Source organism: Rivularia sp. UHCC 0363 (assembly GCF_034931125.1).
In the GTDB taxonomy this organism is placed as follows: domain Bacteria; phylum Cyanobacteriota; class Cyanobacteriia; order Cyanobacteriales; family Nostocaceae; genus Rivularia.
This window is the reverse complement of sequence record NZ_JAYGHM010000053.1, coordinates 23,515-40,749: the sequence shown is the minus strand read 5'-3', so window position 1 is coordinate 40,749 and position 17,235 is coordinate 23,515. Positions and strand designations below refer to the sequence as shown.

The window sequence follows — 17,235 nt, the reverse complement described above, 5'->3', positions numbered from 1 at the left end:
TTAATAACTTATAACTCATAACTCTTAACTCCTAATTCCTAACTCCTAACTCCCCAATTTATTCTGCTCGTGTACGTGGTAATTATGTCCTGCTAAAGCCATAGCTAGAAATCCCCATAACACCATACCAGCAACACCTAACATTCCGCTGTTCCCGGCTAAAGTCGATATCATTCCAATACCAATACCCCGCGATGCAGCCATAAAAGAATCGAAGCGACATTCGTTAAATTGAAATATTTGATGAACTAACAGCAGCATTCCACCTAAATAAAATACGGCTCCAAACCAACCTAATGTAAAAAAGGTATCGAGAAATCCACTGTCAATTACAATTGGTTCTAAAATGCCTTGTTCGTTGACGACAAAAGTATTTCCGACTCCATTTCCTAAACCGTTGGTAAGAGCTTCATTCAAACCTTTTTCGTAAATCTTTTGTCGGACTTGAGCGCTATCGTCTTGTTCCAAATTAGAAAAAGTTTCAAAACGTCCTGAAATTGTTTCCGAAAATGGCTCAATTGTTGCTAAAGGTACAACAAAAAGTACCATCAACAAAATAACCATAACTAGCCGCATTTGAGAGCGGGCTTTAAGCGAACCAAATAAAGTTACTAATCCTACTAACCAAGCACCCCATAAAGTCCGTACTGATGTTAGCAAAAATGCTAAATAACCCGCAGCAGTAGCAGGAATATTTAAATAGTGACTATGAGTTAATAATAATAACAAACCAGCCATCATTACAGCCCCAAAAGGCGCGGGAGAAGCCATTGTACTCCATACGCGCAATCCCAAAGGTTCCGGGTCTCCCATGCTCTTAAGCTCGGTTTCTACAAGCCAAAATACATCCCATTCAGGTGCTACTATAAACTGCCAAACACCATAAGCACCCATCACCAATACACCCCAGATAAAGGTACGCTGAATTACCTGACGATACTGAGGATATTCCCGCCATTTGATAAACAAAAAGAAGCCAAAAACAATAGGTGGTAGCCAATCGAAAATTCCCCGAACCGCAGTCATTGGTGAAGTTTTAATTAGTCCGATCAGCGCACCATAAAATACGCCTAAAAATGCCAAAACAAATGGCAAACCACCTTGACGTAAAGACTTAGGCAGATATTTTAAAAAGGTATGTAAGGTAAATAAAGTAATTAAATATGGCGATATCAGCATCAGACGACTGGGATCGAAGCCGCTTTTAAAATCAACTAAGCGAGTCACAAATGGTGTAACGAACCACATCCACCATGTAAAGCCAATATAGAGAATAGGATATTGTAGATATAGAAAAAGACCCACCGCAAGAGACAGAGCTATATAACCATTGCGAAGAATAGCTGTAGCACCAGAAAAGATACATACAGTTGTAAAAAATACTAATGCAAGTATTGCCGTCCAACCCAAAGGTGGTTCTAAACCGAAAGAATATCCTTTTTTAGGAGCGTGATTATTTTGCGTTTGTATATGATTCACTGTTAAAAAGTTAAGAGTTATTGGATTTTAGATTTTAGATTACCCTGCGGGAAGACGCTTCCGCGTCAATGGATTTTGGATTATAAGTTATTGATTCAATTGGGAGTTCATAATTAAAATTTACTAAGACCCCTGATTGTTTTGCGTTTTAGATTTTAGATTATGGATTTTGGATTAAAAGAGTTAGAAGTTAGAAGTTAGGAGTTAGGAGTCATGAGTTATTAATCAGTGTCATCAGTGTCATCCATTTAATCCGTGTTCGGAGTTAGGAGTTATTACCTAACCTTTGACCTTTGACCTTTGACCTATACCTCATTGATAATTGACTTTTGCCAAGTTTGTAAACCTTGCCAGCGACCTTTTAAAGATGCAAATAGCTTTTTACCTGCGAATAAACCTTGAGAAGGCAGAAATCGCAACCACTGCACAAAACCCATTGCTTCTCGCGTTCCTACTGTTATAGACCAGATTAAAAATGCTAGTTTTTGAAATGGTGAAAAGTATTCTAATAAAGCTAAAGTTTCGTTATGTACGGCATTAGCAAAGGCAATTTGATTGAAACTTTGACGTTGATCTTCGTCAAATCTTTTTGCCGGATAATGATTTACTGCTACTTGGGGATCGTAAATTAATTTCCAACCAGCCCGTTTTAATTTTAAAGAAAAAGCTAATTCAAAGTGAACTTGAGCGCCGGTACCTCGCATTCTTTGGTCAAAGTGCCATCCTTCAATAGCAGCACGTCGAAAGCTCATATTGACTCCTTTAAGGACATCAACTTCCCGCGCTGCACCACTACCTATATGATGGTTGCCAATAACTTTACCAAACCAACTTACTTGTCCAACTGTTACGCAATCTCCAGCTTCTAAGTCAGTGCCATGATATACCCAATCGCGTCCGCCAACACCGCCGACACGTTCGTCTGCAAGATAGTGACTTTCAATCCGCGCTAACCAATCAGTATGGGGGGCTGCATCATCGTCTGTAAAAGCCACAATATCGGCTGTTGCTGTATCAAGACCAGTATTCATGGCTGCAACTACCCCAGTAACGCTGACCTTTGCGGTACGTAACGCTAAGTTTTGAGAATTAAAGTCTGCTAGAAACGACCAGGTTTCAGTATCCGTATCGCGGACTACCACTATCACCTCATCAGCAGATCGAGTTTGATTTTGCAGGGCTTGCAAACAGCGAGCCAAGTCTTGGCTGCGTCGGTAAGTTGGTACAATGACCGCGATCGCCATGATTACATCTCCTCAAATAAATCTACGTATTGTTGTGCCATCTTTTTCCAGGTATGCTGTAGGGCGATCGCTCTGGCGGCCTGACCCATTTTTGTTCTTAAATCAAGATTGGCGCTCAGTTTGTGCATTGCTTGTGCTAAAGCATTGCGATCGTTTGGGTCTGACAAAACTATCCCTGCTTCTTTACTCACTAAGGGAGCTGAACCCGTACAGCTTGCGGTAATTACTGGTAGTCCTGTCGCCATCGCTTCGGTAACTACTAAGCCAAAAGGTTCGTAGCGGGAAGGAAATACGAATAAGTCTACAACTTTCATAATCGAGGGGACATCGCGACGGAATCCCAAAAAATGTACGCGATCGCTGAGTCCTAGAGATGCTGATAGCTGGGGATAGGGACTACCATCTGTAACACCTACCACGGCTAAATGCAAATCGGGAACTTGTACTAAAGCCTGTAAAACCGTGTCTAAATTTTTACGAGGTAGTCTGATATCCCCAGCAAACATTGCCAAGGGAACCCCGGTGGGTAAGTTCCATGTTTCACGACTTGCACTGTTACCGGGTGAAAATTCTTCGACATCCACCCCATTACTAATTACTCGAATTGCGTCTTGAGGTACGCCAATTTCCCGTAAATCTTCAGCGACTTTATCAGAAACTGCAATTACTACTTTCGTATTCTCGAATGCTGCTTTTTCCCAACGTGCATTAAGTTTTGTATACAGCCACTGATAAAAATTGTACACAAACCGTGGATTCAAGATATTGTTTTTCGCGGTCGGTGTAGCTTGTATGGAAAATTTCAGCCAGGAATTGTGTACGAAATGTACTGCATTCACATCTGACTTTGCCCAGGTAATAGCACCATTTGTTTTAATTAAATCGAATTCGTGATGATGTTTTTTCAGCCAAGAATTACTTGAGAAAGCAAACATCATGTTCCGCATTAATTCTGTTGGTGCTTTTACAGGAATGGGAACCCAACGAACTTGGTGATGTTTTTCTAACTCTGGAGCAAGGTTGCTTGCTAATACGGTCAGATGATGACCGCGATTAATTGCTTCGCAAGCAACCTCATAATTCACCCTTCCTTGACCATCACCCTTAATTAAACTGTGAGTAATAATGCAAAGCTTCACGATATCAGCCTGCTGTAAAAATAAAGTACGATCAAGAGACAATCACCGAAGCAGTAGCTTCTGATTGATGCATATCTTCCTGCTGCCATAATAGTTGAATGCGAGAACGACGAATAATTTCGGGCCATGCTTGGATTGCTCCTCGCTTAAATAAGTACCCGCTCAGATGAATAAAATATATAGTTAAAAAAGCTAACAGTTTAATATAATTTGGAAATATCTTTTTATAGCGTTTAATACCTACATAAAGTCTAGCGGCTTCTATGTGTAATTCATAATTATTTATGCCACCGATACCGGGTGCATCAAGCACACTTTCAGTACTTTTAACATTTACTTGTAACTCCGGACAAGAAACAATTTTGTAACCGTATTTAATCGCTCTCAAACATAATTCTGCATCTTCATAACCGAAATATATATCTTCATCCCATTGTTCTTGAGAGAAAAATTGTCTGGGGAATAATGCTGCGTGAATTACTACTGTTTCGGGATTATCTTCGGTCGCACAAAAGTATCCTCGAAAAGTTAGTTTTGATGGTAGCAGTTTTTCTCCTTTAGTACCCGTACTAACACCCGTAATAATAGTATATTTGAGTTGCTCGTTTGGGATTTGTGAATATCGAGCGATCGCATTAGCAATAAAGTCTGGCTCTACACAAATATCATCATCAACAAAAGCCACAAAATCTGTTTCTAATACAGAAGTTGCGTTGACTGCATTATTACGGTTAGCGCAAACACCACGCTTGGGACCTGTAATATAAATTGTTCCTGGATACTGTCGAACAACTTCTAAATTTGTTTGCTGTACCTCAGTTTCTTGCGAGTCATCGGAAACAATTACCGTATGCGGTTTAACTGTAGAATTCCATAAAGCTTTTAAACAATCATCAAGCTGTAGAGAACGATTTCTAGTTGTAATACAAGCTGCGATTCTCATATAAATATATCTTCCTTGGCTTAGAATAAATGAGGTTAATATTGATTACCAAACAGCTAAAATTTAGCTGCGATTTTCGGGGGAATAAAACTTACTATTAGTGCGGCAATTGTCCGCAGACTAAAACACTGACGCAAAGAATGCCAAAAACGAATCCGTGCTTCTCTTAAATTTTCACCTCGCATCAAGCCAATGCCGATAGTTGTACTCACATGACTCCATTGCTTTTGAAAAGAAGGAAAAAGTTCTTTTAATCGTTCATCTTTCATGAACTGCTCGTAGCAAAAAAGGTCGGCTTTCGCTTTGCGAATTTTGGCTTGAAAATTACGTCTTCCGCTAAGCATGGTGTCTGTTAATTCGTGTTCGCGATATTTAGTCAATTTAGCAGGATAATAATAAGCACCATTACCAGAACGGCAACAAAGATAATTTAGATAAATATCCCACGAACCACCAACTTCTTCTGGAATGCTATCCCAATCGATAATTTCTCGACGAATTACAGCCGCAGTTGCGCTGGAAACCGATCGATCTATTAAACCCAATTCGCAAAAAGGTTGGTAAATGCCTTCTTCTAAATTGGCACGTTTATAAAAATGCGAACACCTGTTTGTTGCAGCAATATCAATTGTGCCGTCTCCTTTAATAATATAGTGGTCGCAAAAAGCTAAAGCTAAATCGGAGTTAGCTTCTAATGCGGGTACTAGCTTAGCTAAAAAGTCTTTTTCCCACATATCATCGTCTAGCAAACTCGCAACATATTTACCTCGTGCTTGTTTAAAAGCGTTCATAGTATTCGCAAACATTCCTAAGTTACTTTGGTTGCGAAAAAAGCGAATTCTCGAATCTTGAAAAGATTCAACTATGGCTTGAGGATTCTCAGGACTGCAATTATCAGAAACAATAATTTCGATATTCTGATATGTTTGCTGTACGGCACTTGTTAAAGCCGCTCTTAAATATTCGGGACGGTTATAAGTCGGAGTAATTACACTAATTAAAGGCTGATTTTGATCGCAATGTTCGGTCATACATTTAAACCTCTATACTATTGTTATATCCGCCCGATTCTATCATTTTTCTGAGAATACTAATCGTCCTATTCCATAAAAGTATACGACTTGCCGACCGAACTACTCGGTAAGACTTACTATATTTAATCGCTGTTTTCAATTGCAGCATAGCTCCAGGAATATCACCGTTTTGGATTAAAAAATCTGCTGATTCTAGAGCCAGGAAAGCACAGTTTTGTTTTGCTATTCGAGCAAGCTTACTGCTATCTTGAGGGAGATAAGAATTAAAGATAGTTTCTACGGTATTGAAATTTTCCTGAATAAAAATATTACTTTTTGCGTTAAGGTTGTTTGCAGACTGTAAATGCACTCTCCACAGAGCTAGAGGTTCGGCTTCAAACCACATTGAATAGTGAGCAAAGATTCTCACCCACATTTCCCAATCTCCACTGATACCGCAGCGTCGATCAAAACCTCCAAGGTTTTCGTAAACCTCCCGTCGCACTACCGCAAGAGAAGGTACGGAAATACGGCAACTTTCCGCAATTTTGTGCAGCCAAGTTTTAGGTAAAATACCGCTATTAGGTACTTCAAAATTTGATAGACCCTGCCATTGATTGTGTTTATCAATCAAGATACTGCGACAAAAAGCGGCCCCTACCTCCGGGTGTTGTGCAAAAGGTTGTGCCATTTTTTCATAAAAGCCCTCCCTGACGCAATCGTCGCTGCACAGCAGATGAATTAACTTTCCCCGAGATAATTCAAAACAAGTTTGAAAATTATTCATTATCCCGACATTGCGCGGTTGACGGTAAAATTCCACCCGTCCCTCACCCAATTCTTTTACAACTGCTTCTGAGTCATCTACCGTCGAGTGGTTATCAACAACTACAATTTGCATCCGATCTGCACCAGGATCTTGAGCTAAAACACTCTTCAACGTATCCCGTAAATATTCCGCACAATTATACGTTGGAATCATTACAGACCATAGTGGACGCTCTACTTCTCCAGAAACTGGTAAAATGCTTGGACGATAAGGATTAAAACAATTCATGGTTATTTGAAAAAGTTGTGTTTGACTGATATATTCGCGGGAAAAAATAAATGATTACTTCCTACGACTTTGGCAATCTAGTTATTGCCGTTGCAAGTGTATATACTTAATAAATCTAAGTATAAAAAAATTATGTTTAATTAATTCATGCAAGTAATCGTATTTAATTTTTACTTATTCTCAGCAAGCAAGTTATTTTTGGATAATTGCTATGTGTATCTTTTCAATAGGTTATATCAAAAGATATGTATCTTAGGCGAGAGCTTTTGCGTGATTTCTTGGAATTAAAATGTTAAAGAGAATCTTCTTTACAAAAACTTTACATTTAGATTTGGTAATTACAAAAAACTAACTACAATCAAATATTGAAAGTATTTAATGTATTAAGTAATTTGGCAAATTATAATTATTTGTAATCAATTTTTATGCCATAATAATTAGTTATCAGTTGTCTGCAAGTAAATTAAACATTTGGTCTGGTAAGGGAATAGGCAATAAGGAAGGTTTATATAACTCACGAGTAATTAAGTAGGTGGGCGGGGAAATTTACAACTATATAACAAAATGTAAATAATCCGAAACCCTTGCGATTGCTTCGTCGTGCCTCCTTCCCTAAGAGGGAACACTCTGTGAATCTGCGCTTACGCACACGCAATGACAAAGTATAGTTATGTTTATTTACACCAACCTACTTATATAAATAATTTTGCGTTAGTACTTATTTATGATTTTCGATCTAAAAAAATAAGGCTTGCCATTGGCAAGCCTCATGATTAATATAGGAATCCTACTTGAATTTTGTTAGCGGAGATTGCCCGGAGGGCATAAAAGATTAAGTAGATTTTCTTCTGTTCCCCGTTTCCTATTCCCTAACCCCTACGAGTTACATGGCTACGCCAAGCTTCGCGTACAGAAATCAAAACGGATTCCTATATTTTTGACTAATTAAATATATCAATTTGTTTGACCGACTTCATTCTGCATTTGATGATATTTCCATAACTTGCCGCGTAATTGTAGTAAATCTTGATATTTTCCTTGCTCCACAATATTTCCCCCCTCTAATACAACTACCTTATCGGCTTTAGCAATTGTAGAAAGTCTATGAGCGATCGCAATTACTGTTCGACCGACAGAAAGTTTTTCTAAAGATTCTTGAATCAACCGTTCTGATACAGAATCCAAAGCGCTGGTAGCTTCATCTAAAATCAAAATTTGAGGGTCGCGAAGTAATGCACGAGCGATCGCGATTCGCTGTCTTTGTCCCCCAGATAATCGGACTCCGCGATCGCCAAGTTGAGTATCGAAACCTTGAGGCATCTCTTCGATAAATTCTAGGGCATTTGCAAGACGAGCAGCTTCTTTAATTTCGGCTTCACTCGCATTTTGCGTACCGTAAGCAATATTATTCCAAACGGAAGTATTGAAGATAAATGTATCTTGACTGACAACAGCCATATTTTTCCGCAGCGAGTAAATCTCAAAATCTTTTAAATCAACTCCATCAACAAAAATATGTCCTTCTGTTGGGTCGTAAAATCGAGGGATCAAATCTGCAAGGGTGGTTTTTCCAGCCCCGGAAGCTCCTACCAAAGCAGTTGTTTTTCCTTTTTCAATTGTAAGGGTAATATTTTGCAACACCAAACTAGTAGGTTCGTAGCCAAAATCAATAGATACGATGTCAATAGAACGATTTAACTGTGTAAACTCAGTAAAGCCATTTTGAAAGTAGGCTTGATCGTTACTTTGCAACAGTTTTTTAACGTTATCCAAGGAACCGTTCAACGTACTCATAAATGCTACGGTTCCATTGATATCCTGAATGCTAGGTACAAGACGAGTCATTACAAAGAAAAATGTTAATAAAGACTCAACTGGTAAGGTAAATTTCGCAAAAGAAAGAATAATTAAACCAATAAGAGCAGTAGTCGCAATTGCTTCAGCGATGGGTTTTACCAGAGTCCAAGCTTTTGCAACTTTTATTGAAGCATTAAGTAATTTACTGCTAACGCTATAAAAACGCTCGCGCTCAAAATCTTGCGTACCCGATGCTTGAACTGTACGGATACCGTTAATAAACTCCGTAGCTGTTGAATGAAAAGCACCGTTAGCATTCGAGATTCCAAAACTTGATTCTCGAACACGAGCATTAAGCGTTGAAAGTCCTACTCCTAAGAGTGTAAACAGCAAAACGGAAATTATCGAAAGCTGCCATGAGATTAAAAACATTGAGGCAAAATATACAGAGACTGCCATTCCTCTAGTAATTAGAAAAGCAACACCACCGAAGCCTTGCTTCAATCTCTCAATTTCAGTAGTTATCGTGTTTATAAGTTCGCCGGAACGAGTTTTCACAAAGTAGCTTAACGGTAATGCTTGTAAATGTTCAAACATCCGTTTACGCAAACGATCTGCAAGATGTAACTGTGCTGACTCCGTATATATTGAACCAAAATAGTTGAATGCAGAACGCAGCCAAGTACTTAATAAAATTAATATTGATATTCTATATAAACGACTTGTTGCAGAAGTTTTGACTCCTAAGATCCAAATATCAAACCAAGCATTGCCCGTGTGTATCGGTTCGGCATTGCTTCCAGCCGTCAAACTTTGTAAAAAAGTTAACAAGAAACCAATACTAAAACCTTCAAAAGCTGCTGCTAGTAGAGAAAAAATTAAAGCAAAAATAGTAACTTTACGAAAATGTTTAAATTCTCGCAATACCAAATAATTATCGCGCCAGAAGTTTGTTGCTTTCAGTAAATTGCTTAATGGCTGGTATATTTTTAACTGCATATATATATTTTAAAGTGTAGAAGTCACGGATAATCAAGCATCAGTCCTTTTTTAATATGGTAGTCGCATGAAATAAATAGTTATTTTCTTTTCTACGAGTATTTAGTAATTATTCCTCAAGGATACGATGCCAACACAAAAGCTGAATAGTTTTTAAAAGTGCTGGCACTTATCGTTTCGCAAGGTAAAGTTATGAATAACATTAATCTTATAGGCAACACATCAACTATGATGTTTGACTATCTAGATGTTGCAATATATTCGATTCAGCCTCTACTTCCCACGAACCCATAATTCCGGGTAGATGATTCAGTTGCTTTTTTGCTTCGGGAGTTAAGCTTATAGCTTCTTCCAAAGTCCAGCAACGAGAACCAAATAAACCAATTTCACCTCGAAGCACGTTTAACAACTGTGGCAAGTTTTCTAGCCCAGACTTATGCATCCAGCTAGTAAGTTGCAAGGTGTTTTCCTGTATTTCTCTATTTTCTAAATCTTGGCTATAAATATTTTGGTCGGCATTTGTCCGGTATTTGATGATCTTAAATAATTTACCTCTTTCACCAACGTGCCAAGAACGTTCAAATATTGGTGCTTGAGCATCTACTTTCATCAATAAGCCCAATAGCAGCATCAGTGGACTTAGCACTACTAAAAAAACGCTGGCGATCGCTCGTTCGGTTAAACGCTTTAAACACCACAAAAACAAGCTATTTGGCTTTAAGCTTTTGTCGGCACCTATACATAAATATATTGGCTTAGAAGCTTCCGCACAGGCATCCGCCCAAAGCCTTACCTTTTCTTCACCCAATTCCGGGTCTATGCGAACTAGCTTAACGGAAGAATGTTTTAGGCATTCCTTCAACGATTCATGGTTATCTAGTAAAGGCATATAGGGCTGCTTAATTGTACCCTTATATTTAACTAGTAGTTGGTTACGCCGCCATTGAAGGGTGCAGTAGGGTAGGCTATTAGATTCTAATGCACTATCGCTATTGTATAAAGTCGGAACTATTGAGGTTGTCATATCAATTTTGTTTTATATGGTGGTAGACAGCTTGTCTTATATACAGCTTGAGAAAACGTCTATATTGTCCGTAATAGTTGGCTTCGCTTCCATCAAAAAAAAATGATGCAGGCAAATAATGAATAGAAAAAATGCCGTTGCGGGAATTACATACTTTTGATCGATTTGATATAAAAGCTATGTTAAGAAAAGATACGAGGCTACCGATAAATCGACGAATTTTCGCTATTCTTTTTTATTTTTGCAACGGTATTCAATAAATAGGATATAGGAAACGATAGGAATAAGGCGATCTAAAATAAATTCTTTATTTATTCTTCAAATAGTAAGTGGTTTATTCTATTTATTATTAAGCTACTATGAATTAAATTTACGTAACACTTAATAAGTGTATTTCGATAGAATTCTAGGCAATTGTAACATAAATATTTTTTGGGACTGAATAAACTTTTCTGTATTCCAACAGCTTCATCTAAAATAAATTAAATATACTAGGGAATTCACGTAAAATTCATATATACCTGATTTGATGTTATGTGATTTTTATAAAACTATTCAAAGTTGGTTTATTTAGCTGTCAAATTCTCGTTTGCGACTATCTTAAGTAATCTAAGTATTTTCCATCACGTGGAGCGTTTTCGGTTGAGTGAAGTAAAAAATAATACTTCAGCCCTCTCCTTACTAAGGGCGTGAGGTTCGGATCTGTATTCTACGGAAGTGAAAACGCTATGAATGCTACTCTACAGAGAAACACAAGCATTGGAATTTATAATATAAAAGGCATACGCTTAAACGAAAGCGCTGCCTTGATGAACTAATTACATACAGCCCAATGCCGCATAAATGAGGTACATTCCCCCTGCTCCCCTGCCTTATAACGATATGATGCGTACCTCACTCGAATAAAAACGGCTATATCTACTCTTCCACGGCTCCTTTCAATGCCAGTTGCTGTTGCTTAACGTGGGGAACGTAGCTAAAACCAGAGTTTGAAACTCCATTTGCGACTACCCCAAGTAGATTTAACTTGCCTAACATCGCAGTAGCTTGGGCAACTTGAGTACGAGTGACTCTACCAATACTTGCTACCATGATTACGCCGCGACAAGTTGATGCAGTCAGTAAAGCATCCACTAAACCAAGTACTGAAGACCCATCGAGGATCACCAAATCGTAGTTTTCTTCAAATGCACTCATCAATTCTTCCATGCGAGGAGAGCTTAATAGATTTGCAGGGTCTTCTGGAATCGGTCCTGCGGTTAAAATATCTATGTAAGATGAACCTGAAGATTGAAGAGTTATCTGGTTAGGTAAAGCTACATCATTTGTCAGTAAAGTAGAAAGTCCTTGTTCGTTGGGAAGATTTAAATGCTTGTGTACGTTAGGGTCGCGTAAATTGGCATCAATTAATAATACCTTTTTATGCAAGCGGGCAGCACTCATCGCTAAACCTAAAGCCAAAGCTGATTTACCTTCATCTGGTAAAGCTGAAGTTACCATTAAAGACTTGAAGGTGGAAACAGAATTGAGCAATTCTATATTTTTATAAATTAAGTCGAGTGATTCCCAGCGTGGTGGTGATTGCAATACTTGAATAGTCCAAGGAGCAAGAACTTCTGGCTTACCAAAGGGTAATCTAAATACCGATTCTTTGGCTCTAGCAGGAGGCAGTTTAGGAGTTGTTCCTAACAGCGGAATGGCAACTTGTTTTTCTAATTCAGCGGTAGTACGAACCGCATCATCACCCGCTTCCCGAGCAAAAGCCGCTATCCCTCCCAACATTAAACCAACTACTCCACCTAACAACAGGTTTTGTTGCAGGTTTGGACCGAGGTAATCTCCTTCTTGGGGTTGTTCAACTACTTCCCACTTAAATCCACCTTTGTTAAGTTCTTGTTCTAATTCTTGTTCTACTTTTAACAGTCGCTGCAAGTTTTGACGGCTAATATCTACCTGGGGCTGTAAGCGATTATACTGAGCCAACAAAAGAGGAAATTTTTTCAGCGCTTCGCTCAATTGCTCTTCTCTTTGTGCCAAACTTTGGTCGCGAGCTGCTAAAGAAAACAAATTTGTTTGCGTCTCTGCTAAGTTGCTAGCAAGGTTGAGGTCTGTCTGACTTAGCTGTCCTTGGTTGAGTATTTCAGCAGAATTAATCGCGTTTGCATCTACGTTACTTCCTCCTAAAGCTCTTCCTACTTCTTGCTGGAGTAACTGCTTTTGTTCTACTAACTGTTCCCTAAGCTTTAAAACTTCGGGATGATTTTCTGTAAAACGCAAATTGGCTTGACCGATCGCCAGTTCGGTTTTTTGAATTTCGTTCAGCAAGGATTGGTAGCGAGTTGACTGACTCAAGCGAGAAGAAATCAGTGCGTTCTGGGGAGTGCTTTTAAGTTGTTGCTGTAAAGAGTTCAGTCGAGCTTGAGCTTCTTTATATTGATTGCGAGTTGTGGTTCGTTCTTGTTGAACGCTATTTAAAGCATCTTCATAAGCTTTAGCTTGTGTAGAAGGGTCTGTTAAATTCTCAGATTTGCGAAACCTTAACAACTTTGCTTCAGCTTGATTTAACTCGTCAGCTACATTTTTTTTCTGTTCCCTGACAACTTTCAGACCATTTCCTAAACGCTTTCGCTGCTGTTCTTGGTTATAGTCAAGATAAACTTGCCGTATGGCTTCTAACACCCTTTGAGTCTTGAGCTTGTCTTGACCCGTATACTCGACGCGAAAAATCTTAGTTGCAATATTATCTTCTTTTGACCTTACTTGCTCTAAGGATAAAGCGCTTTTTATCTGCTGTACTGTTATTTGGGGATATTCTGGCTTTAATTTATCAACAGCTTCTTTTATAAGTGAAGAACTACGCATTAAGTTCAACTGCGTAGCAGTATCTATCTTCACGCTAGAGTCGGTAAACTGGTTTTTTTCTAATTCGGTTCCTTCAGTTGTTCCTTGATAATTTGGCTCTACTAACAGTTCCATTGAACTCTTGTATGTAGGTGGGGTTTTTTTGTATATATAATAACCCGCACCTACTGAAGCTACAAATACAATCAAAAACCAAGGAAATCGCCGGATTAATACCGCAAACAGCTGTCCGTAACCCGGTTCTGTATCAGCCGCTGGATTTACATGGGGACTTAGACTGGCTTGATTCACTTTATTAATTTCCTCAGCTAACAAATCAGAGATTGCGATCGCTGTACTTGATTAGTTTGGTCGATAACTTGTTCGACTTTGCTAAAAAATGCCTCTTCCGAAAAATTGGCTACAGCATGATTGCGGATGTTGTCGTAATTCCAATAGATTTCCCTGGCTTCTAATAATGCGGTTTGTAGAGAATCAGGTGTTTGCCTTTTGAAAAAGACTCCTGTTTTACCAGGTACCTGAGTATCTAAAACTCCTCCGGCTCCGAAGGCAACTACTGGTGTTCCACTAGCATTTGCCTCCACCGGAACTAATCCATAATCTTCTAAGGCTGCAACTATTACAGACTTTGCCTTAGAAAACAATTGGGTACGTTCAAAATCTGATACGTGACCCACAAATTCGATATTTTTCAAAGCTTTTGATTGTAACCGTTCTTTCTCTGGACCGTCACCTGATATTTTTAGATGCCATCCCAGCCAGTTAAAAGCTTCAATTATTATATCAAGTCGTTTGTAACCGATCATTCTGGCAGATGCAAGAAAATAGTCTTCTTTGGAATCGGAATAAACAAATTTACTGGTATCAATTGGGTAGTTAATAACTATTGCTTTTTTACCATAAATGCTTTTGATCCGTCGCGCAACAACGCTAGAATTCGCAATATATAGGTCTGGCTCTTGGGCATAAGTTAAGTCTACATTTCTCATTAACTGAAAAATTTTCTCAATTAACGGAGCAAAATATTGATAGTCAGCATATTCTCTAAGATAAGTTTCCGTATCCCATAGAAAGCGGGTAACGTTGTGACAAAAACAAACGTGGCGTGCCTTGGGGCTTTTTCGCACCGCTTTCGCAAAACTAGTACTACTACTAATAATTAAATCATACTCTTGTAAGTCTAAAGCTCGAAAGGCAGGAAAATAAAAGGGAGCCATGAGACGGAAGTATTTTGCTGCTCCAGGGATACTTTGTAAGTAAGTCGTATTGACTATTCGATCGCCGAGATCGATAGTTTTTTGAGCATCGTATAAAGATGTAAAAATATCAGCTTCAGGAAAACGTTTGCAAAGTAATTCAAATACTCGTTCCGCGCCACCTTTTTGGGTTAAGTAATCATGGACTAAAGCAACTTTCATGTTGTTCACTATAAAATGACAGTTCGATCACAGGCATATAAAAAAGTTAATTAAGAAAACGATTGTGACTAATTCACCGTTATATATAAATATAAGATTAACTTAATTTTAATATTTTAGATGATGATTTCGTGTCAATATTCATAAATCTACTTAATCTTTGAAAAACATTTCATAAGGTGAACTTGCTGCCTGTTTCAAGCTAGAAGGTAGATTTGGAGTTTGCGATTTATAAATTGCAATTGCCTGTTGTTTCTTCTCTTGAGAATCACCGATAAATAAGCGGTAAGCTTTGCTTTGTTTCTGCAAATATTTATGAGTTGATAGGGGACTCCGCCACAACATCCAAATTGGATATTGTAAAAGTTCTATCGGCATTTTAGAAGCTTTAATCGCACTGCTAACCAAAGAGTAAGTTGCTTCATGGTCTGGATGTCCATCGTCATGATGTGGAACGTAAACTTCTTGCGGTGCGAAGGATTGGATGATCTCCACTAATTTAGCAATTAATAAGTTTCGCTGTTCGGCAGATAATTGAGTTAGGGTTCCATCGGCAACACCTAGAAATTGCGTTTGTGATGGTTCAACTCCCAAAATATTCAAAGCGCTGTTCGCTTCTTGTTGGCGATATCCGATAATATTCTCCGGCTCAATCCAATCAGGTCTACCGTAACGTCCATCTGTAAGGAACACAACTTTGACTGGTATTCCTTGGGAACGCTTCAGGGCGATCGCACCTCCACAACCGATAGTTTCGTCATCTTGATGGGGAGAAAAGACTATAGCCGATTTTTTACTCACCTCAAGAGGTTTGCTTTTAAAACGCAACAGCCAATTGTAGAGTACATTATAGTTCGTATCTCTAACTGCGGCTCCTAAAGTAATTCGTAATTGATTCAAAGACAATTTAGACATAGGTTAATAACTCTTGTTTTACACCCTGCTGCAACATGATTTTTTCAATAGTCTCTTGATAAACTTGAGCAAATCTTTCTCTAGTATGATTTTTTCTGACAAATTTCCAGGAATTTCTCGCCATTTGTTCGAGTTGCGATGGATTTAATCTGGAAATATCCTGAATACTCTGCTTAATTTCTGCCACAGAATTTTCTTTTAAAATAACTCCATAATCATCGCGAACATCTACACTTGATTCGTAACTAACAATCGGAATTAGACCTGTATGCATACAGTTGATTACGCATCCCCCACCACCTTCAGAACAGGAAGGATAAATAATACCCAGGCAATTATTAACAATGTCTAAAAACTTTTGGGAGTTGACATCAACCCAACCAACTGTATGAATGTTAGGAGTTTGATAAAGTTCTTTATTAAAAGCTGTTTGAAAATCTGGCTCTTTGTCAATTGGTCCGCAAATGGTCAAATGATAATCTGGCATTTCGGAAAAGGCTTCTAAAAGTAAATCTAATCCCTTATGAACAAAGCCAGCGCTACCAAACCAAAGAAAGTTTTTACGACAAGCTGAAAAATCTTTATCTTCAGGAAAAGAATACAGCCGAGGAGCAGAAATAGGAACTCGATACAGCGGTTTATTCGCGTATCTCAATGTGTTCATCGTAAATTCGTTACCCAAAACCGTAGCGCAATCGGCGGATTCGATGGCTTTGTTTGGCTGCTCAAATCTTTTTGGACTTAAAGTAATACCGCGTCTTTGCTGCAACTTTAACAATCTGTTCGCTTCGGCTGCGTTATGAAACAAAAGATGTGCTGTATCTGAATGAAAGATTTTTATACAATCCTTATTCAGAAGCGGCACGCATCTCTGTAAATTCCAACGTGTCTCCACGAAAAAGGCATAGTCTTTTTTGGGAATAAATACATCGTTAGCGAAGGTTATAACATCAACGTTATAGCCGAAGTCTAAAAAAGTTTTAGCCATTTGCAAGCATTCCCAATGTTGAGTATGAAAAGTTGGGACAGGCTCACCCGGTTTCAAAGTAAATGGACTAACGATATAGGATATAAGTACGTTTCCAATTGCAGGTTTATTTGGTTTGAGCGAAACCATACGCCTTCTTTCGAGACGACCTTGGATTTTATTTGCGACTATGGCTATGTTATCTGCTACACGCTTAACTAAATTTGTTTGCATAAATATCCTGGCAAAGCTTGATTAATTTTTAACTACTTTAACTAAGTGAAGTGAAGTGAAGAAGATCTAAATATTTGAGTTAAGAATCCTTCACTACACAACTTATTTCTTCTGAGTTACTTAGGTCAACCGATCGCGTAACGC

The 17,235-nt window shown here is 38.4% G+C and carries 12 protein-coding genes; all 12 read right to left on the bottom strand.

Features of this window, described 5'->3' with window-relative positions; all coding sequences use genetic code 11:
* Nucleotides 1-45: 45 nt before the first annotated feature.
* Entirely contained in the window at nucleotides 46-1,470 is a 1,425-nt protein-coding gene (locus VB797_RS25030; RefSeq protein WP_323240488.1) for an O-antigen ligase family protein, read from the bottom strand.
* Between the two features lie 314 nt (nucleotides 1,471-1,784).
* Nucleotides 1,785-2,723, bottom strand: a complete 939-nt coding sequence (locus tag VB797_RS25025) for a glycosyltransferase family 2 protein (protein ID WP_323240462.1) — start codon at nucleotides 2,721-2,723, stop codon at nucleotides 1,785-1,787.
* 2 nt (nucleotides 2,724-2,725) lie between these two features.
* Complete coding sequence (locus VB797_RS25020) at nucleotides 2,726-3,862, bottom strand: glycosyltransferase family 4 protein (RefSeq protein ID WP_323240487.1); 1,137 nt, start codon at nucleotides 3,860-3,862, stop codon at nucleotides 2,726-2,728.
* A 31-nt stretch (nucleotides 3,863-3,893) separates the two neighbouring features.
* The gene (locus VB797_RS25015) at nucleotides 3,894-4,805 is read right to left on the bottom strand and encodes a glycosyltransferase family 2 protein (RefSeq protein ID WP_323240461.1); all 912 of its coding nucleotides are present in this window, start codon (nucleotides 4,803-4,805) and stop codon (nucleotides 3,894-3,896) included.
* A gap of 56 nt (nucleotides 4,806-4,861) precedes the next feature.
* Nucleotides 4,862-5,836: a glycosyltransferase family 2 protein gene (locus VB797_RS25010; protein ID WP_323240460.1), complete on the bottom strand. Its 975-nt coding sequence runs from the start codon at nucleotides 5,834-5,836 to the stop codon at nucleotides 4,862-4,864.
* Nucleotides 5,837-5,840: 4 nt separating this feature from the next.
* Entirely contained in the window at nucleotides 5,841-6,875 is a 1,035-nt protein-coding gene (locus tag VB797_RS25005) for a glycosyltransferase family 2 protein (RefSeq protein WP_323240459.1), read from the bottom strand.
* Between the two features lie 954 nt (nucleotides 6,876-7,829).
* On the bottom strand, nucleotides 7,830-9,671 hold the full coding sequence (hepA, locus tag VB797_RS25000; protein ID WP_323240458.1) for a heterocyst formation ABC transporter subunit HepA: 1,842 nt from the start codon (nucleotides 9,669-9,671) through the stop codon (nucleotides 7,830-7,832).
* A 226-nt stretch (nucleotides 9,672-9,897) separates the two neighbouring features.
* On the bottom strand, nucleotides 9,898-10,695 hold the full coding sequence (gene hepC / locus VB797_RS24995) for a heterocyst development glycosyltransferase HepC (RefSeq protein ID WP_323240457.1): 798 nt from the start codon (nucleotides 10,693-10,695) through the stop codon (nucleotides 9,898-9,900).
* A 918-nt stretch (nucleotides 10,696-11,613) separates the two neighbouring features.
* On the bottom strand, nucleotides 11,614-13,848 hold the full coding sequence (locus VB797_RS24990) for a polysaccharide biosynthesis tyrosine autokinase (RefSeq protein ID WP_323240456.1): 2,235 nt from the start codon (nucleotides 13,846-13,848) through the stop codon (nucleotides 11,614-11,616).
* 17 nt (nucleotides 13,849-13,865) lie between these two features.
* Nucleotides 13,866-14,975, bottom strand: a complete 1,110-nt coding sequence (locus tag VB797_RS24985) for a glycosyltransferase (RefSeq protein ID WP_323240455.1) — start codon at nucleotides 14,973-14,975, stop codon at nucleotides 13,866-13,868.
* Nucleotides 14,976-15,128: 153 nt separating this feature from the next.
* A complete protein-coding gene (locus VB797_RS24980; protein ID WP_323240454.1) occupies nucleotides 15,129-15,890 on the bottom strand; it encodes a PIG-L deacetylase family protein in 762 nt (253 codons plus the stop codon).
* Complete coding sequence (locus VB797_RS24975) at nucleotides 15,883-17,091, bottom strand: glycosyltransferase (RefSeq protein ID WP_323240453.1); 1,209 nt, start codon at nucleotides 17,089-17,091, stop codon at nucleotides 15,883-15,885. The genes VB797_RS24980 and VB797_RS24975 overlap by 8 nt, the downstream gene beginning before the upstream one ends.
* Between the last annotated feature and the right edge of the window lie 144 nt (nucleotides 17,092-17,235).